This is a genomic window from Pseudomonas typographi (genome assembly GCF_014694385.1).
Lineage (GTDB): Bacteria > Pseudomonadota > Gammaproteobacteria > Pseudomonadales > Pseudomonadaceae > Aquipseudomonas > Aquipseudomonas typographi.
The window spans coordinates 1-16,554 of sequence record NZ_JAAOCA010000032.1; the positions used below are offsets into that span (position 1 = coordinate 1).

Here is a 16,554-nt window from a genome sequence, read left to right on the forward strand (position 1 = left end):
CCAACTCACAAGCACCCACACGAATTGCTTGATTCAGTTGTTAAAGAGCGGTGGGTTGAGCCTTCGCTTCAACCGAGGCGCGCATTCTACGCTAACCTCTCTTGCTGTCAAGCGGAATATTCAGAAGTTTTTCGAAGAAACCGTTCAACTTCAACCACTTGACACGCTTCAGACCTCTCGAAGCGGGAGGCGAATTCTACAGCCTTAACATCAGCTGTCAACCACCTTTTTCACCGCGTTCAATCCGGGGACTGAAGCCACTTCCCGCAGTTCGAAAACCCTAACCCCTTGATAAACAAAGTGTTTCGCGTTCCGTTGTCGCTGGAAGTGGTGCGCATTATAGAGGGCCGACGCGGCGCGTCAAGGTTTTTATGGCGCACCATACGCCATTTACTCTGCCAGCCCGTTTACAGCATGATGGGCGCCTTTTAACTACAGCATAAGCCCTCGTTCATGCCCGCTCCGAACCATGCTACCAGCAGCACTTTGTTACCTATCGGTTTACTCTTGATCGCCATGGCGTCCATCCAATTTGGCGCCACGCTGGCCAAAGGGTTGTTTCCGTTGGTGGGGGCCCAAGGTACGACTACCTTGCGCCTGGCGATTGCGGCGGTGCTGATGGTGCTCATATTGCGGCCGTGGCGCCTGCGTTTGGGTGCCACGGCGCTCAAACACGCCGCGCTGTATGGCCTGGCCTTAGGGGGGATGAATTTTTTCTTCTATATGGCAGTGCGCAGCGTACCCCTGGGCATCGCGGTTGCACTGGAATTCACTGGCCCGCTGGCGGTGGCTATCGCGTCTTCACGCAAACGCATCGATTTTCTTTGGATTGCCCTGGCCATCGTTGGGCTGGCGTTATTGGTACCGCTAGGCGCTACACAGCAAGGGATAGACCCCATTGGCGTCTATTATGCCCTCGGTGCTGGCGTATGCTGGGCGCTCTACATTGTGTTCGGGCAAAAGGCCGGCCAAGGCCATGGCGTGCAGATGGCCAGCTTGGGGGTTTTGTTCGCAGCCTTGGTTATTGCACCGATCGGCATTGCCCATGCCGGTAGCGCATTATTGTCCTGGGCGTTGCTACCGGCGGCGCTAGGGGTGGCGGTGTTGTCGACCGCCCTGCCCTACAGCCTGGAGATGATCGCACTCACCCGCCTGCCCGCCCGTACCTTCGGCACCCTGATGAGCCTTGAGCCCGCCGTGGCCGCGCTGTCGGGATTAATGGTGCTTGGCGAGCACCTCAGCCCTACCCAGTGGCTGGCCATTGGGTCGATCATCATCGCATCGGTGGGCGCCGCATTGACCCAGGGTGGTACCCAGCCCCCGGCGCTGGCAGCGGATTAAGACTTGGCGCAATCTTTGCCTACGCGGGTGGTAATTCATTGTTTTTCAAGCGAAGGTACTCGCGACTCGGATATCGCCATATTGCGCAGCTACCCTCTGAAACGCCACACTCGCCCGCACCTGCTCAAGTGCAAGCAGACCCGGCCCGATGCAAGGACTGACATGAAATCGCTTTGGTTTTTCGTTGCTGTTTCGCTGATAACCGGGTGCGCCGCCCATTCTCGAACCGAGATCAAACACGGCAAAAAAGGGCTCCACATCAGCTGTTCGGGGCTGAGTTCCAGCTGGGAGCAGTGCGACTCCAGCGCCCGAACTGCCTGCCCGAACGGTTACAAGGTACTTGCCAAATCCGGCCAGGACAACGAGGACACCTCTGGCGATTTCCTCTTTGGTATCAACCCCGCCGGGTATACCAGCCGCAGCATGATCGTTATGTGCCGCTGAGCCGCGGCACGCTGGCGTCGATGCTCGTCAGATGGCCTGTGTACGGGTATCCAACCATTGCAGGGCGGCCCCTTCCAGCAAGGGCGCCAGGCGCGCCCGCACCGTACCATGATACTCATTGAGCCAGTCCCGCTCTTCTTGCGTCAGCCGCTGCACCAGCAGGCAACGCGTATCTATCGGGCACAAGGTCAGGGTTTCGAATGCCAGAAAGTCGCCGAAACCGGCGGCCGCCGCCGGCTGGGCCAGTACCAGGTTTTCGATGCGCACACCCCACTGCCCTGGCCGGTAGGTTCCCGGCTCTATAGAGGTGATCATGCCGGCATGCATCGCCGTATGCGGCACTGGGTTGGCTTGGTAGGCAATCACTTGCGGGCCTTCATGAACATTCATGAAATACCCGACACCGTGCCCAGTGCCGTGGCCGTAGTTGACCGAGTCCGCCCACAGCGGTGCGCGCGCGATGGCATCGAGCATCGGCGAAAGAATGCCGCTTGGGAAACGTGCCCGTGACAGCGCGATCATCCCCTTCAATACCCGCGTACAGTCGAGTTTTTGTTCATGGGTAGGTTCGCCGATCGGCACCATTCGCGTGATGTCGGTGGTGCCGCCCAAGTACTGCCCGCCTGAATCGATCAACAGCAACCCGTCGCCCTCGATGCACGCGTGGGACGCCTCGGTTGCCCGATAATGCGGCATCGCGCCGTTGGCATTGAACGCGGCAATGGTCCCGAAGCTTGGGCAAACATAGCCGGCGCGACGGGCCCGGGCGGCGCCCAAGCGCTCATCGACGGTAAGCTCGGTGAGCACCTCTTGGCCTTGGGCCTGTTCGAACCAAGCGAAGAACTCACACAGCGCTGCGCCATCCTCTTCCATAGCCTGGCGAATATGTAGCGCATCGGCTTCGCTCTTGCGCGATTTGAACAGTGTCGAGGGGTTGATCGCCTCGACCCGCTGAACGCCGTCAGGGACCTGTTCCAGTAGCCCCAGGGTGACCCGCGCCGGGTCGACCAGTAAGCGGCTGCCTGGGGCCAGGCCGGCTAGCGCTTGGCCGATATCACCGTAAGGCTGTAATTGCACGCCATCGGCCGCCAGCGCGGCGGCCAGCGGCGCAGCAAGCTTGCCAGGCGCGACGAAGAGCCTCGCGGCATCGGCTTCTACCAACGCGAACGCGAGGAACACCGGGTTGTAGGGCACATCGCTGCCACGCAGGTTGAACAACCAGCCGATGTCGTCGAGCGTCGCCAGAAAATGCGCATCGGCGCCTTGTTCGGCCATGGCCTGGCGTAGGCGTGCCAGTTTTACCGCGACGGTTTCACTCGCATAAGGGGCCACATGCGCATACACCGGTTGCGCCGGCAGTGCCGGGCGGCCTTCCCACATTTGCCCGAGCAAGTCTTTGCTCGTATCGAGGATGATGCCTTTAGGTGCCAGTTGCTCACGCAACGCCCGTGCCGGCGTTATCCCTAATACTGCGCCATCTACTGCCACAGTACCTTGTGCCGGAACCTCGCGCCCAAGCCACTCGAACGGCCCGGGTTGGCCCGGCATCAGTTTCATCAAGGTGATACCCGTACCGTCCAATTCGGCTTCGGCCTGTTCCCAATAGCGGCTGTCAGCCCATAGCCCGGCAAAGCCCGCAGTGACCACTAATGTGGCCATGGAACCGGTAAAGCCAGACAACCATTGCCGGCCCTGCCAATAGGCAGGCAGGTACTCGGACAGATGCGGGTCGGCGGAAGGCACCAGGAGGGCGTCGACCGAGGCGTTTGCCAGTGTTTCACGCGCCCGGCGCAGACGCTGCGCAATAATAGCTGCAGTCATGAAGGCTCCAAAAACAGGAATATCGAATCACCGCGCGATCATGGAACACCCAGGCGCACCAGACAAGGCTCTGCCATTCGTTCAGTGGGTTGAACTTTTGCCGGCGCATGTCGTTTAACCTTTTTCACCTGCGCAAAAGGAGCAGCCCTATGCCCAGCGAACGCAGTGTACAAAGTGAACGCATGTGTGAGGCCGCCGCAGCCGCGACCGGCCCTCGGTGACGGCGGTGTTCCATGGCTAACCGTGAGCTACCTCATGACGCTGTGGTGTTGCTGCCGCCGAACGGTCCTTGGCCGGAGCATGAACGGCAAGTACACCGCTACATGGCTGCCTGTGTGGGGCAGTTATTGGGTATCCCGTTCATCGAACATGCAGAGGCTGCCCAGCGGCCCTATTTTGTACCGGCACGGACCCTGGTAGTGGGTGACCCCGGCCTGCCAACTGGGCTGCTCAGTTTGCATGATTTCTTCGGCGGGCTGGTGCCCCTACCGTTTCTGGCAACCAAAGCAGTGGCCCATGCGGCTTGGCCTGGCGGCCCGGTAGCACCGGGTTGGCAGCCACGCTGCGCGACCTTGGCAGGTGATGCGCTGCTGCCCGGCTGGACGGTATTCGACAGCGCCGGGGCCCGCGAAGCCGCCGCCCAATTGCTGGCAACAGGGCCCGTGCGCGTCAAGCCGGTGCGGGCCACCGGTGGCCGTGGCCAAACGGTGATCGAGAACCTCGGGCAACTGGATGCAGCCCTACATGACATTGAACAGGCAGAGCTGGAAAGCTGCGGGTTGGTGTTGGAAACCAACCTCACCGAGGTCACCACGTTCAGCGTGGGGCAGGCCACCATCGGCGGCTTCACCGCCAGCTATTACGGCACCCAACGGCTGGTTCAGGACAGCCAAGGCCAGTGGGTCTATGGGGGCTCGAACCTCTCGCTCGCGCGCGGCGGTTACGAGCAGTTGCTGCTACGGCCGCTGCCAGCAACGCTGCAAACCGCCGTGGATCAAGCCCGGCGTTATGAGCAAGCGATACTGGCCTGCTATCCCGGCTTGATCGCATCGCGCCGTAACTACGATGCCGTCGCTGGCCGCGACACCAAAGGCCGGTGGGTCAGCGGTATCATGGAACAGTCATGGCGAGTGGGTGGCGCCAGCGCGGCCGAGTTATTAGCACTGCTGGCGTTCCAGCGTGATCCGGACCTGACCACCGCCAAGGCAGCAACTTTCGAAGTGTATGGCACGGCGAGCATTCCCAGTGACGCGGTGCGCCTGTATCAAGGAAACGACGATGAGCTCGGACAACTCTGCAAATACGCAACCGTGGACTTCAACGGGGGTAAGCAGCCAAGCCGTTGAGTTACCGGTAGGCGAGAGCTGCCTGGCCGGCCACTTGGTGACGCCGGCGGCACGTATACCCGGCATATTGTTCATTCACGGCTGGGGTGGTAGCCAACAACGCGACCTGGCGCGGGCCAAGCATATTACCGGGCTTGGCTGCGTGTGCCTGACCTTCGACCTGCGCGGCCATGAGCGCACCGAAGGGCTGCGCCAAAGCGTCAACCGCCAGCAGAATTTCGAAGATGCCCTGGTTGCCTATGACCGCTTGGCGGCCCACCCCGCGGTCGATGCCAACGCGATCGCCGTGATAGGCAGCAGCTACGGCGGGTATCTGGCCACGTTGCTTAGCGCACGGCGCGCGGTGCGCTGGCTAGCCCTGCGCGTGCCGGCGCTTTATTGGGACGAAGATTGGGAGGTACCCAAGGCAGCGCTGGACCCGGCGGGTTTAGCCGCCTACCGCCGCACGCTGCAAACACCTGCGGATAATCGCGCGTTGGCGGCATGCGCCGAATTTGGCGGTGATGTGTTATTGGTGGAGTCCGAGCACGACGACTACGTACCGCACATGACCTTGATGAGCTTTCGTTCAGCGTTCGTCAGCGCCCGCTCGTTAACCCATCGTTTGGTCGAAGGCAGCGACCATGCGCTCACCAGCGACGCTAGCCAAAAGGCGTACAGTTCGATCCTTAATGCCTGGCTCAGCGAGATGGTTATCGGCGCCCGCGTCGGCAATTACCCGCATCACTCGCCGATCTACTCCTAAGCCCGTTAGCTCTGGTGGCCTTGCGCGGCATCCGACGACGGCGCCTCGGCGACGTCGCCCGCCGCGTGGTGGCGTTGCACCAATGCCGCACGTTGCCGCATGTACGTCTCGTACGGCAAACCTTGCCGGGCCAGAGACTCCAGCGCCAACTGATATTGCTCTTCGGCCGCAAACGGCCGGTCTTCAGGGTGGCTGGCACAGCCTGCCGCGGTGGCAGCGGCCAGCATTAGCACACTGAGCATTAAAGGTTTCATTGGGACCTATGCCTTCCTACACGGCTGACGCTTTGAGTGACAGTTACGCTACGCCACGGAGGGGCCCGCGAAAAATCATCTGGGGTGATAACGACCATCGCGCAAACCACTCGACCGGTGAGGTGGCCCATAGGGTGTTACGCTGTTTTCGACGGTGCTACGGATGACGACTACCGATGAAGAAAGAATTTGATATAAAAAACTGTGTCTTCAAGCCCGCACCACAGCCCAGCGCCACGTATCATCGGGCTCTTTTCCACCTTCTAGAACGCCCATGTCGCTGATTGCCCTGTTATTGCTGCCGTTCATTGGCAGTTGCCTGGCAGCCGTGCTGCCACACAATGCGCGTAACACAGAGTCGTTACTGGCCGGTGGCGTGGCACTGGTGGGCGCTGTACAAGTCGCTGCCTGGTTCGGGCCAATTTCCCGGGGCGAGGTGCTGGTAGAAAGCTATACGTGGCTACCGTCGCTGGGCCTGAACCTGGTTCTGCGGGTCGACGGGTTCGCCTGGTTGTTCGCACTGCTGGTGCTGGGCATGGGCGCATTGGTGTCGCTCTACGCGCGGTACTACATGTCACCGCAAGACCCTGTACCGCGATTTTTCTCGTTTTTCCTGGCGTTCATGGGCTCGATGCTAGGCGTGGTGATGTCGGGCAACCTGCTGCAGTTGGTGTTCTTCTGGGAGCTCACCAGCCTGTTTTCATTTTTGCTGATCGGTTACTGGCACCACCGCCGCGATGCCCGCCGGGGCGCCTACATGGCCCTGGTGGTCACCGGCATGGGGGGCCTGTGCCTGCTCGCTGGCGTACTGCTGCTAGGGCATATCGCTGGTAGCTATGAACTCGAGCAGGTACTGGCCAGCGGCGAACGCATCCGCCAGCACGGGTTGTATCCGGCCATGCTGGTGCTGGTGCTGCTCGGTGCATTGACCAAAAGCGCCCAGTTCCCCTTTCACTTCTGGCTACCTCGCGCGATGGCCGCCCCTACACCCGTCTCGGCCTACCTGCACTCAGCGACGATGGTCAAGGCCGGGGTTTTTCTGCTGGCCCGGTTGTGGCCGGCCTTATCGGGTAGCGAAGCCTGGTTCTGGATCGTCGCCGGTGCCGGAGCATGCACGCTGCTGCTGGGCGCATGGTGCGCGATTTTCCAGCACGACCTCAAAGGCCTTTTGGCGTACTCGACGATCAGCCACCTGGGACTGATCACCTTGCTGCTGGGTCTGAACAGCGACCTGGCCGCCGTGGCCGCGGTTTTCCACCTGATCAACCACGCCACTTTCAAGGCTTCGTTGTTCATGGCCGCGGGTATCATCGACCACGAAAGCGGTACCCGTGACATCCGCCGCCTCAGCGGGCTCGCCCGGATGCTGCCATTCACCGCCACCTTGGCGATGGTGGCGAGCGCCGCCATGGCGGGCGTACCGCTGATGAACGGTTTTTTGTCCAAAGAAATGTTCTTTGCCGAAACCGTATTCATCGACGCCACCCCCTGGGTGGAAGTGGCGTTGCCTGTGATCGCGACCCTGGCCGGCACGTTCAGCGTGGCGTATTCGCTGCGTTTTACGGTCGATGTGTTTTTCGGCCCGCCGGCGACCGACCTGCCTCATACGCCCCATGAGCCGCCACGCTGGATGCGCCTGCCCGTGGAGTTACTGGTATTGGCGTGCCTTGTGGTCGGTATCTTTCCCGCCTGGGCGATCGGCCCTATTCTGGCCACCAGCGCCGCACCGGTAGTGGGGGGGGTGTTGCCAGCCTACAGCTTGGCGATCTGGCACGGCTTCAACGCCCCCCTGATCATGAGCCTGATCGCTATGCTGGCCGGTATCGCATTGTATATGTCGATGCGCCGCCCCATGCGCGAAGGCCGCCTGCAGCGCCCTCCGCTGGCAGGCCTGCTCGATGGCCAGCGGATATTCGAGTGGTTGCTGCTGCACACCCGCCGCACGGCCGCCGCAGCCTACCGCCGGCTCGCCCCCCGCCCTCTGCAGGCGCAATTGTTCCTGTTGGTGGCCGCGGCGCTACTCGCCGCGGCCTGGCCACTGCTACCGCACGGATTAAGCTGGGGAAGCCGACCCAAAATTGCTGGGTCGGGCATGTTCGTGGTGTTGTGGGTCATCGCTATCGCCTGCGCCGTCGGCGCCGCCTGGCAAGCCAAATACCACCGCTTGGCGGCGTTGACGATGGTCGGCGTATGCGGCCTGATGACCTGTATCACGTTTATTTGGTTTTCCGCGCCAGACCTGGCATTGACCCAATTGGTGGTCGAAGTGGTGACTACCATCCTCATATTGTTGGGGCTGCGTTGGTTACCTCGCCGCCTGGAGTTGGCCGAAGCACCCGGCCAGCGGTTGCGTGCTCGGGCCCGGCGCCTGCGCGACGCGCTCCTGGCCATCGGCGTGGGTGGCGGCATGGCGGCCCTGGCCTACGCTATGCTGACCCGCCCTACCCCCAACGACATCTCTGGCTTCTATTTGCGCCGGGCCTTGCCCGAAGGCGGCGGTACCAACGTGGTCAACGTGATGCTCGTGGACTTTCGCGGCTTCGATACGCTAGGCGAAATCACCGTACTGGCCGTGGTGTCGCTCACAGTGTTCGCCTTGTTGCGACGCTTCCGCCCGGCCCGGGAATCCATGCAACTGCCGCCGCAGCAACAACGCCAGGAGCCGGACCTGGAAATGGACCTGATAAACGCCAGGAGCGCGCCAGACACGGCGCAGGGGGTGATGACGGTGCCTGCGGTGCTGGTGCGCTTGGTACTGCCCATTGCGCTGGTCGTGGCAGCATCCCTGTTCTTGCGCGGGCACAACGAACCCGGCGGCGGCTTCGTCGCCGGGCTGGTCGTGTCAGTGGCGTTCATCCTCCAATACATGGTCGCCGGTACTCAATGGGTCGAAGCACGCATGCCGCTACGGCCGCTTCGCTGGCTCGGCGCTGGGCTGCTATGCGCCACGGCCACCGGGCTTGGTGCAGTGGCGCTGGGCTACCCCTTCCTCACCACCCACACCGCCCATTGGGTACTGCCGCTGTTCGGTGAGGTTCACCTTGCCAGCGCCCTATTCTTCGACGTGGGTGTGTTCACCGTGGTAGTGGGGTCCACCCTGTTGATTCTCACCGCCCTGGCTCACCAAGCGGTGCGCGCGCACCGGCCCGGCCACCTGCCCCGTGCGACCGCCCCCAAAGGAGCTGCCTGATGGAAGAAATCATCGCCACCGCCATCGGCGCCCTTGCCGCGTCCGGCGTTTGGTTGGTGCTACGGCCCCGCACCTACCAGGTCATCATGGGCCTTTGCCTGTTGTCCTATGCGGTGAACCTGTTCATCTTCAGCATGGGCAGCCTGTTCATCGGCAAGGAACCGATCATTCGAGAAGGTATCAAGCAAGACTTGCTGCATTACACCGACCCGCTGCCCCAAGCCCTGGTGCTCACCGCCATCGTGATCGGTTTCGCCATGACCGCGCTGTTTTTGGTCGTGTTGCTGGCTGCCCGCGGGCTGACCGGCACCGACCACGTCGATGGTGGGGAGAAGCAGCCATGAGCCAACACTGGCTAATGGCGGTGATTCTGCTGCCCTTGGCGACCGCGGGCCTGCTGCTGTTGCCAGGTGAGCGCCACCGTGCCGCCAAGGGCTGGCTGAACCTGGCCAGTTGCTTGGCCGGCCTCGCGCTGGCCGCTGCATTACTTCACCATGCCGCTGGCGGCACCCCAGAGGTCTACCTGGCTGGCAATTGGGCCGCACCGTTCGGGATCGTACTGGTACTCGACCGCCTGAGCGCGCTGATGATTACCCTGGTCGCCGTGCTTGCATGCGCCACCCTGTTATTTGCCATGGCGCGCTGGACCCGGGCCGGGGCTAACTTTCACGCGCTTTTCCAGGTTCAATTAATGGGGCTGTATGGCGCATTCCTGACCGGAGACCTGTTCAACCTATTCGTGTTCTTCGAAGTGATGCTAGCCGCATCCTATGGCCTTGTATTGCATGGCTCCGGGCGCGCCCGGGTAGTGTCGGGCCTGCATTACCTGGCCATCAACCTGGTTGCGTCCTCGCTGTTTCTGATCGGTGCGGCGCTGATATACGGGGTCACCGGCACGCTCAACATGGCCGACATCGCGCTTAAGGTCCCACAGGTGGCGGTGGCCGACCTTGGCCTGTTGCACACTGGGGCGGCGATCCTGGCCATTGCATTCCTAGCCAAAGCCGGGATGTGGCCACTCAACGCCTGGCTGGTACCGGCGTACTCGGCGGCCAGCCCGCCGGTCGCGGCGCTGTTCGCTGTGTTGACCAAGGTCGGTTTTTATACCTTGCTACGGTTGTGGTTACTGGTGTTTCCGGCCAGCGCCGGTGCCAGCGCGCAGTTCGGCGAACAGTGGCTACTGTACGGCGGCCTGGCCACCTTGGCCTGCGCGACCCTGGGCTTGCTCGCCACCCGCCGCCTCGAACGCATCGCAAGCCTTAATATCCTAGTGTCTGCCGGTACCCTGTTGGCAAGTGTGGGGCTAGGCACGCCCGCGTTGGTCAGCGCAGCGCTGTTCTACCTGGTCAGCTCCACGTTGGCGCTCGCTGCGCTGTTCTTGCTGGCGGAACTGATCGAGCGATCACGCTCGGCCAATGAGCTACCGCTGGAAGAAGACGCCGACATCCTGCCCGGCTCGGTAGGGGCACTGCGCCCACCGCCCGGGGTGAATTTGGACGATGAACAGCGGGTGATCGTCGGTCGGGTGATTCCATGGACCATGGCCTTTTTGGGCATGAGCCTGATTTTTTGTGCGCTGTGGGTAATCGGCATGCCGCCATTCTCGGGTTTCCTGGCCAAACTGAACTTGATCGCGGCCGTGCTTGACCCCGCCGGCGTGGGCCAGGGCGGCCACTCGCCCTCGCCGCCCGGTTGGGTGTTCATTGCCTTACTGCTGCTGGCCGGCGTTGCATCGCTCATCGGGCTTGCGCGGGTGGCTATCTTGCGCTTGTGGGCACCAGTCGAGCGCCCCTCTCCGGCATTGCGCCCCTACGAATGCCTAGCTATTTCGGCCCTGTTCGGGATTTGCATCGCCCTCACCCTGCGTGGTGAAGTGCTGCTGCGCTATACAACGGCCGCCGCCAGCGACTTGTACAACCCGCCCCGTTACATCGGCCCAGTGATGGCTAAGCAGCCAAGCGCCGGCCCACGGGCCCTCCTCCAGGAGGCACCATGAATCGCTGGCTGCCCACCCCCTGGCTTTCGCTAGGCCTGTGGGCGTTATGGCTGGTGCTTAATGCATCGCTCAGTACCGGGCACCTATTATTGGGCGCGCTGATAGGCTGGGGGGCGCCGCGCTTGATGGCGCCGCTGCGCCCGCGCCATGCCCGCATAGCCCGGCCCTGGTTGATCGTGCGCTTGCTTGCGCGGGTGGCCATCGACATGGTGCATGCCAATCTGCAAGTGCTCGGCACGGTGCTTGGCCCACAGCCGTCGCACAGCCGTTTCGTAAGCATCCCGTTGGCCTTGCGCGACCCTCATGCATTGGCGGCATTGGCAGCGATCTGCGCGGTGGTCCCTGGCACCGTATGGTCGCAACTGTCGGCCGATCGCAGCACCCTGTTGATGCATGTATTGGTGCTGGTGGGTGACGAGGCGGCATTTATTCGCCGGTTCAAGGCCACCTACGAACAGCCGTTGCTGGAGATCTTCCCATGAGCGCATTGCTTACCACCGCGATAACCGCCAGCCTCGGCCTGCTCGGCGCGGCCATGCTGCTCACCCTGGTGCGGCTATTCATTGGGCCCAGCGCGCAGGATCGGGTACTCGCACTGGATTATCTTTACCTGCTGGGCATGTTGACCATGCTGGTATTGGGGATACGCTATGCCAGCGACACGTACCTGGAGGCAGCCGTGCTGATTGCACTGTTCGGCTTTGTCGCTTCTTTCGCCTTGGCGCGGTTTCTGCTGCGCGGCGAGGTGATCGAATGAATGCGATACCGCTATGGGTAGAAACCGTCATAGCAACGCTGGTCATACTCAGTTCGGTGTTCGCATTGGCCGGCGCGATAGGTTTGCTACGGTTCAGGGACTTCTTCCAGCGCATGCATGCCCCAGCGCTAGGCACCACCCTTGGCACTTGGCTGGCCGCAACGGCCAGCGTGGTGTTCTTCAGTGCTCAGGCAGGCATGCCGCAACTGCAAAGCTGGCTGGTACCGGTGCTGCTGAGCATTACCGCTCCGGTCACTACCTTACTGCTGGCCCGCACGGCCCTCTTTCGCAAACGCAGTACGGCCACGCCCATTGACCCGGTCAAAGCGAAGCGCTGACTTTCGCCGCAACGGGCGCTGGCAGCCAGCCCTGCAGCCACTGGGGGTTGGCCTTCAACAGCCGTTGGGCCACGGCTCGCGGTGCCTCATGGCGATCGCTCATTTGCGCCAGGGCTTCATTGAGCGGTTGCAATGGAATATCCACCTTGGAAAAAAACGTGGCGATGTCCGGGTGCTGCTGTTCGAACGCTGCGCTCACACCGATCGATAAACGCGACGGTGGTGAACGGCTAGCTCGCGGGTGAGGCTCGTTGGCATCGGTCAAGGTTTCCCAGGCCTGCTCGTCGAACGCCGGTTCCTCCAGTTGAACCAGCTTGTATTTGCCGATCAAGGGGGTGGGTGACCAGTAATAGAACAGCACAGGCTGGCCGCGACGAATAGCCGAGTTGATCTCCGCATCCAGTGCCGCCCCGGAGCCGGTGCGAAAGTTAGTGAAACTGCCCGCCAAGCCATAGGCCTTGAGCTTCTGGCCATTTACCACTTCGCTGGTCCAACCGGCCGGGCTGTTAAGAAAGCGCCCCATGCTGGGTGCTTCCGGGTCCCGGAACACGCTGGCGTACTTTTTCAGGTCGTTGACGCTGCGCAAATCCGGCGCCTTGGGGGTGATGCCACGGGCGGTATCGCCCTTGATCACGTATTCAGGCACCCACCAGCCCTCCGTGGCCCCCTTGACGGTATCGCCCAATGCCGCGACCTTACCCTGGGCTTGGGCCTGGTTCCAAACCGGGCTGCGCCCGGCCCACTCCTCAGCGATCACCTGAATGTCATTGCGCGCCAGCGCCGCCTCTAGGGTGATGGTGGTACCCGGCAACGTATCGGTGGGTTGGTCGAAACCATTTTCCAGCACCAGGCGCAGCATCTCGGTAATCAGGCTACCGCTCTCCCAGTTGAGGTCGGCAAAGTGGATGGGCACCTGCGCAGCCTGGGCCGTGGGGGCGAGCGTGATCAGCGCGTGGGCCATGGCCCCCAGCAAAACAGCACGTAGTCCTTTCATGCATAAACCTCACGAGGGGTAGAGAAGCTTCAGGCCGCAGCCGCCCCTACAGGTTCCGCGCAGCAGCTTATTCGCTGGGTTTGAAGGCCAATTCGCCTTTTCGCCACTTCGCGGCCTTCGCCACCGCGGCCTTCAGCGGTTTGGTCAAGCCGCCTTGCAACTGCTCGGTGGCGGCGAACACCATCAGCACACTCTGGCCATCCTTGAAGACGATACCGTTGCCCGTCGGGGTGGCCACAAAGGCATATTCGCCGAGGCCATAAACCGTGGCCTTGATTTCGCGAAAGCGAATCTCGAACTTGCCGCCTTCGCGGCTGGGCAATACCGCGGCGCGAAAATGATCGCCCACTTTCAACTCCAACCGGGCTTTATCGTCCACCACCAGGGCTGACTCGGTGTCGAGCTCAGCCATATAAATACCTTCGGCGCTTTGCTCGACCACATAGACAAAGCGCTGCTGGAATAACTTGACCAACTTCGCGCGCAAATCGCCTAAAACGAAAAGCGCATGCATTTCAAGATTGCTGACCGCCAATGACAGATCCTCAATGAAAAACGCCGGGTGCTGTTCACACGCTCGGCCACATGAAGCCACCCGCAGGGCTCGCACCCATAGACCGCACTGGCCCAAGGCACTGCCCGGTAATGACGAACGGTATGAAATAATCAGGGTGTAGCGTGCCGCGCGAGCATTCAAGCCCGGCTACCGCAGCGCGGCAATCGGCACTGGCTGCACGGCGAGGAAACTCTTGGCGAACCAGCGATTCAAAACCTGGACACCTTTTTCACGTCACATACTGCTAAGGAGCCACTATGGAACTCGAAACCCGTGACCTGAGTACTTTATTCCAGCAACTGGGGCTGGACAATACTGCAGAAGAAATTGACCTGTTCATCGAACAGCATCAACTGCAGAAAGACGTGAAGATGACCGAGGCGGATTTTTGGAAGCCGGCGCAATCAGACTTCTTGAAGCAGGCAATCATGGCCGATAGCCCTGATGCGCTGTGGGTAGACGAACTGAACGTACGCTTGCATGCCAACGCCAATGCCGACGCCAATACCAGTGCCGATGAAAAGCGCTCAGCCAGCCGCTAGTTCAGGCGCGGCCAGACCCAACTGGGCCTGCCAGCGATGTTGGCAGGCTTCGGCATCTGCGCGCCGCCCGAATGCCGGCTGTATCGCTTCGCCGTCTACCCATACGGCCCAGCACACGCTTACCCCCAGCAGCCGCAAGCTGACGGGCACCACGCCGCCAACGAGCGCGGCGATATGATATCTACACGTTTTTTCATGGACACCCCTAACGCCTGAACCCTTATGTCAAGAAAAATGGCGCCCATGTTGCCTTCCAATCGCTTCCGCGCAGAGTGCCACTATTTTAATATTACTCCACAGGTAAGTGGGGGCACCGCCCAGCCATAGCATCGATTACCTTAGCGCCGCCACACCCCGTCATTAATAGATCAGCGGCAAATGCTGCGAATGGGCCTTCAGCACGGGCGACCATGACAGCGGCGTCGGGCCATCGCGACGAGCGGCCACTGGGCTGGCGGTGAAGCCATGCGCCAATACCTAAAGCCGACGCCTGAAGAATGCTTTCATGGCGAGCGTGGAGCGCTGCGCATGGTAGAGGCATCGGGCGCGTGTGCGCGCGCCACACCAGTTGGCGGGAATGAATCCGGCCGCAGCGTGTGCCCGGCCTGCCGTTTATTAGACCTGCCGCTGGTGACGGTCGATCTGTTCGTGGCGCTCTTGGGCCTCGATGCAATATTTAGTGATCGGGCTGATCAACAGCCGCTTCAGGCCGATCGGTTCGCCGCTGTCGTCGCACCAACCGAAGGTCCCTTCTTGGATGCGGCCCAAGGCCTGCTCCAATTGTGGCAGCAGGCGCTGGTCGCGCTCGATGGTATTGACCAGCCAGTGCCGCTCCTCTTCCACCGACGCGACGTCGGCCGGATCGGCCGGCGAATCTAGGCTCTCGATCGCCGATCGGCTTTGTTCGATGCGCGCCTGGGTCTCGACCTTCATGGCCTGGATCACAGCCTGGAAATAGGCCAGTTGATCAGCTTGCATGTAGTCGTCGGCCGGCATGGCCAGCAGCTCTTCCTTCGTCATGGGTATCTCGATAAAAACCTGCGTTCAAACCTGGCGAGCGGCACGGCGGCGGCCACCACGTCGTTTATGAGGGGCGGGAGTCTAAGGGCGCGTGGCGCACACAGCAATAGATAAACGTAGCGATTTGACCGCTGGCCGGCCGCTAAGCCCGGTGCCCCTCCCTATTAACCGTGAGCCGTACCAGCCTGCTCATTACCTTGAGGCTAAGCTGCTGCCCCGGCGCGTATGCCGGCTGCCTCGCCGGCGGGCGGGCAACGCCCCAGTGTAAAAAGGAATGAATTTCGCTTGAGAACTATTCAGCAATGGTTCTCATTATGTTACAACTAGGCACTTTCATTAACGGATGGCTAGCGGTAAATGCTCGTTCCTTTACTCATCATGCTGCGCGAAGGGATTGAAGCCGCGCTCATCGTCGGAATCATCGCCAGTTACCTCAAGCAGACCGGCCGCGGCCAATGGATGCCCGCCGTTTGGCTGGGGGTGTTCCTCGCCGCGGCCGTGGCATTGCTGGTGGGCGGCGGCCTGGAATGGATGGCGGCGGAATTTCCACAGAAACAACAGGAACTGTTCGAGGGCGTGATAGGCCTGCTGGCCGTGGTGATGCTCAGTTTCATGGTGATCTGGATGCGCAAGATGGCGCGTTCGCTCAAAGCCGAATTGCAGGGCTCCCTCGACCATGCCTTGGCCGGTTCGCACCACCAGACGCTGGCGCTGGTTGCCATGGTGTTCTTCGCGGTCGCCCGGGAAGGCCTGGAAACCGTGTTCTTCCTATTGGCCATCTTCCAGCAAAGCGAAGGTTATGGCGCTCCCCTGGGCGCGTTGATCGGCCTGCTTGGCGCTATAGCGGTGGGTGTGGCGCTCTACCGCGGTAGCCTGAAGCTAAACTTATCGCAGTTTTTCCGTTGGACAGGGCTGTTTATCCTGGTAGTGGCCGCCGGCATTCTAGCCAACTCGGTACGCGCGCTGCACGAGGCGGGAGTTTGGAACACCCTGCAAGCGGTGGTGTTCGACGTGAGCGAAACGCTGCCGATGGATGGCCCAGTCGGCTCCGTACTGGCTGGCATGTTCGGTTACCAAGACGCGCCCACCGTGAGCGTGCTCGGTGCCTGGGCCCTGTACCTGGTCGTGGCATTGACGCTGTTCTTCATGCCCGGCACCCACAAAAAGCCTGTTCCGTCCACTTCCACCGTTACCCAGCATTAAGGCACCG

General features: G+C 61.5%; 17 protein-coding genes. 12 read left to right on the forward strand and 5 right to left on the reverse strand.

Going from position 1 to position 16,554, the window contains the following annotated elements; genetic code table 11:
• Positions 1–453 precede the first annotated feature (453 nt).
• Entirely contained in the window at positions 454–1,341 is an 888-nt protein-coding gene (gene rhtA, locus HAQ05_RS21385; protein ID WP_190424307.1) for a threonine/homoserine exporter RhtA, read from the forward strand.
• Positions 1,342–1,503: 162 nt separating this feature from the next.
• On the forward strand, positions 1,504–1,785 hold the full coding sequence (locus tag HAQ05_RS21390; RefSeq protein ID WP_190424309.1) for a hypothetical protein: 282 nt from the start codon (positions 1,504–1,506) through the stop codon (positions 1,783–1,785).
• A 27-nt stretch (positions 1,786–1,812) separates the two neighbouring features.
• On the opposite strand, the gene HAQ05_RS21395 is transcribed toward HAQ05_RS21390, so the two are convergent.
• Entirely contained in the window at positions 1,813–3,606 is a 1,794-nt protein-coding gene (locus HAQ05_RS21395) for an aminopeptidase P family protein (RefSeq protein WP_190424311.1), read from the reverse strand.
• Positions 3,607–3,839: 233 nt separating this feature from the next.
• Here HAQ05_RS21395 and HAQ05_RS21400 point away from each other — a divergent pair, with 233 nt between their 5' ends.
• Together HAQ05_RS21400 and HAQ05_RS21405 are read left to right on the forward strand one after the other, a co-directional pair.
• Complete coding sequence (locus tag HAQ05_RS21400) at positions 3,840–4,952, forward strand: DUF3182 family protein (protein WP_190424313.1); 1,113 nt, start codon at positions 3,840–3,842, stop codon at positions 4,950–4,952.
• A complete protein-coding gene (locus tag HAQ05_RS21405; RefSeq protein ID WP_190424315.1) occupies positions 4,885–5,697 on the forward strand; it encodes an alpha/beta hydrolase family protein in 813 nt (270 codons plus the stop codon). Before HAQ05_RS21400 ends, HAQ05_RS21405 begins: the two co-directional genes overlap by 68 nt.
• A gap of 5 nt (positions 5,698–5,702) precedes the next feature.
• Here the strand turns inward: HAQ05_RS21405 and HAQ05_RS21410 are convergent, their stop codons facing one another.
• The gene (locus HAQ05_RS21410) at positions 5,703–5,951 is read right to left on the reverse strand and encodes a hypothetical protein (RefSeq protein WP_190424317.1); all 249 of its coding nucleotides are present in this window, start codon (positions 5,949–5,951) and stop codon (positions 5,703–5,705) included.
• A gap of 274 nt (positions 5,952–6,225) precedes the next feature.
• On the opposite strand from HAQ05_RS21410, the gene HAQ05_RS21415 reads away from it, so the two are divergent.
• Genes HAQ05_RS21415 through HAQ05_RS21440 form a run of 6 tightly spaced genes read left to right on the forward strand, consistent with a single transcriptional unit; the run spans position 6,226 to position 12,232 of the window.
• Positions 6,226–9,141 (forward strand): monovalent cation/H+ antiporter subunit A, encoded by a 2,916-nt coding sequence (locus HAQ05_RS21415; RefSeq protein WP_190424319.1) that lies wholly within the window; start codon positions 6,226–6,228, stop codon positions 9,139–9,141.
• Complete coding sequence (locus HAQ05_RS21420; protein WP_190424321.1) at positions 9,141–9,485, forward strand: Na+/H+ antiporter subunit C; 345 nt, start codon at positions 9,141–9,143, stop codon at positions 9,483–9,485. Before HAQ05_RS21415 ends, HAQ05_RS21420 begins: the two co-directional genes overlap by 1 nt.
• Positions 9,482–11,137 (forward strand): monovalent cation/H+ antiporter subunit D, encoded by a 1,656-nt coding sequence (locus HAQ05_RS21425; RefSeq protein WP_190424323.1) that lies wholly within the window; start codon positions 9,482–9,484, stop codon positions 11,135–11,137. The genes HAQ05_RS21420 and HAQ05_RS21425 overlap by 4 nt, the downstream gene beginning before the upstream one ends.
• Positions 11,134–11,619 carry a Na+/H+ antiporter subunit E gene (locus HAQ05_RS21430; RefSeq protein ID WP_190424325.1) on the forward strand — a complete coding sequence of 162 codons (486 nt, stop codon included), beginning with the start codon at positions 11,134–11,136 and terminating at the stop codon, positions 11,617–11,619. The genes HAQ05_RS21425 and HAQ05_RS21430 overlap by 4 nt, the downstream gene beginning before the upstream one ends.
• Positions 11,616–11,894: a K+/H+ antiporter subunit F gene (locus HAQ05_RS21435; RefSeq protein WP_190424326.1), complete on the forward strand. Its 279-nt coding sequence runs from the start codon at positions 11,616–11,618 to the stop codon at positions 11,892–11,894. The genes HAQ05_RS21430 and HAQ05_RS21435 overlap by 4 nt, the downstream gene beginning before the upstream one ends.
• Complete coding sequence (locus HAQ05_RS21440) at positions 11,891–12,232, forward strand: Na+/H+ antiporter subunit G (RefSeq protein WP_190424327.1); 342 nt, start codon at positions 11,891–11,893, stop codon at positions 12,230–12,232. The genes HAQ05_RS21435 and HAQ05_RS21440 overlap by 4 nt, the downstream gene beginning before the upstream one ends.
• On the opposite strand, the gene HAQ05_RS21445 is transcribed toward HAQ05_RS21440, so the two are convergent.
• Both HAQ05_RS21445 and HAQ05_RS21450 read right to left on the reverse strand, forming a co-directional pair.
• Positions 12,216–13,226: an ABC transporter substrate-binding protein gene (locus HAQ05_RS21445; protein ID WP_190424328.1), complete on the reverse strand. Its 1,011-nt coding sequence runs from the start codon at positions 13,224–13,226 to the stop codon at positions 12,216–12,218. The genes HAQ05_RS21440 and HAQ05_RS21445 overlap by 17 nt on opposite strands.
• Before the next feature lie 67 nt (positions 13,227–13,293).
• Positions 13,294–13,761 carry a hypothetical protein gene (locus HAQ05_RS21450; RefSeq protein WP_190424330.1) on the reverse strand — a complete coding sequence of 156 codons (468 nt, stop codon included), beginning with the start codon at positions 13,759–13,761 and terminating at the stop codon, positions 13,294–13,296.
• A gap of 278 nt (positions 13,762–14,039) precedes the next feature.
• Between HAQ05_RS21450 and HAQ05_RS21455 the strand changes: the two genes are divergently transcribed.
• Positions 14,040–14,324 (forward strand): DUF2789 family protein, encoded by a 285-nt coding sequence (locus tag HAQ05_RS21455; RefSeq protein WP_190424331.1) that lies wholly within the window; start codon positions 14,040–14,042, stop codon positions 14,322–14,324.
• A 615-nt stretch (positions 14,325–14,939) separates the two neighbouring features.
• Here HAQ05_RS21455 and HAQ05_RS21460 read toward each other — a convergent pair.
• On the reverse strand, positions 14,940–15,344 hold the full coding sequence (locus tag HAQ05_RS21460; RefSeq protein WP_190424333.1) for a TraR/DksA family transcriptional regulator: 405 nt from the start codon (positions 15,342–15,344) through the stop codon (positions 14,940–14,942).
• A 357-nt stretch (positions 15,345–15,701) separates the two neighbouring features.
• Between HAQ05_RS21460 and efeU the strand changes: the two genes are divergently transcribed.
• Entirely contained in the window at positions 15,702–16,547 is an 846-nt protein-coding gene (gene efeU / locus HAQ05_RS21465) for an iron uptake transporter permease EfeU (protein ID WP_190424335.1), read from the forward strand.
• The last annotated feature ends 7 nt before the right edge of the window (positions 16,548–16,554 follow it).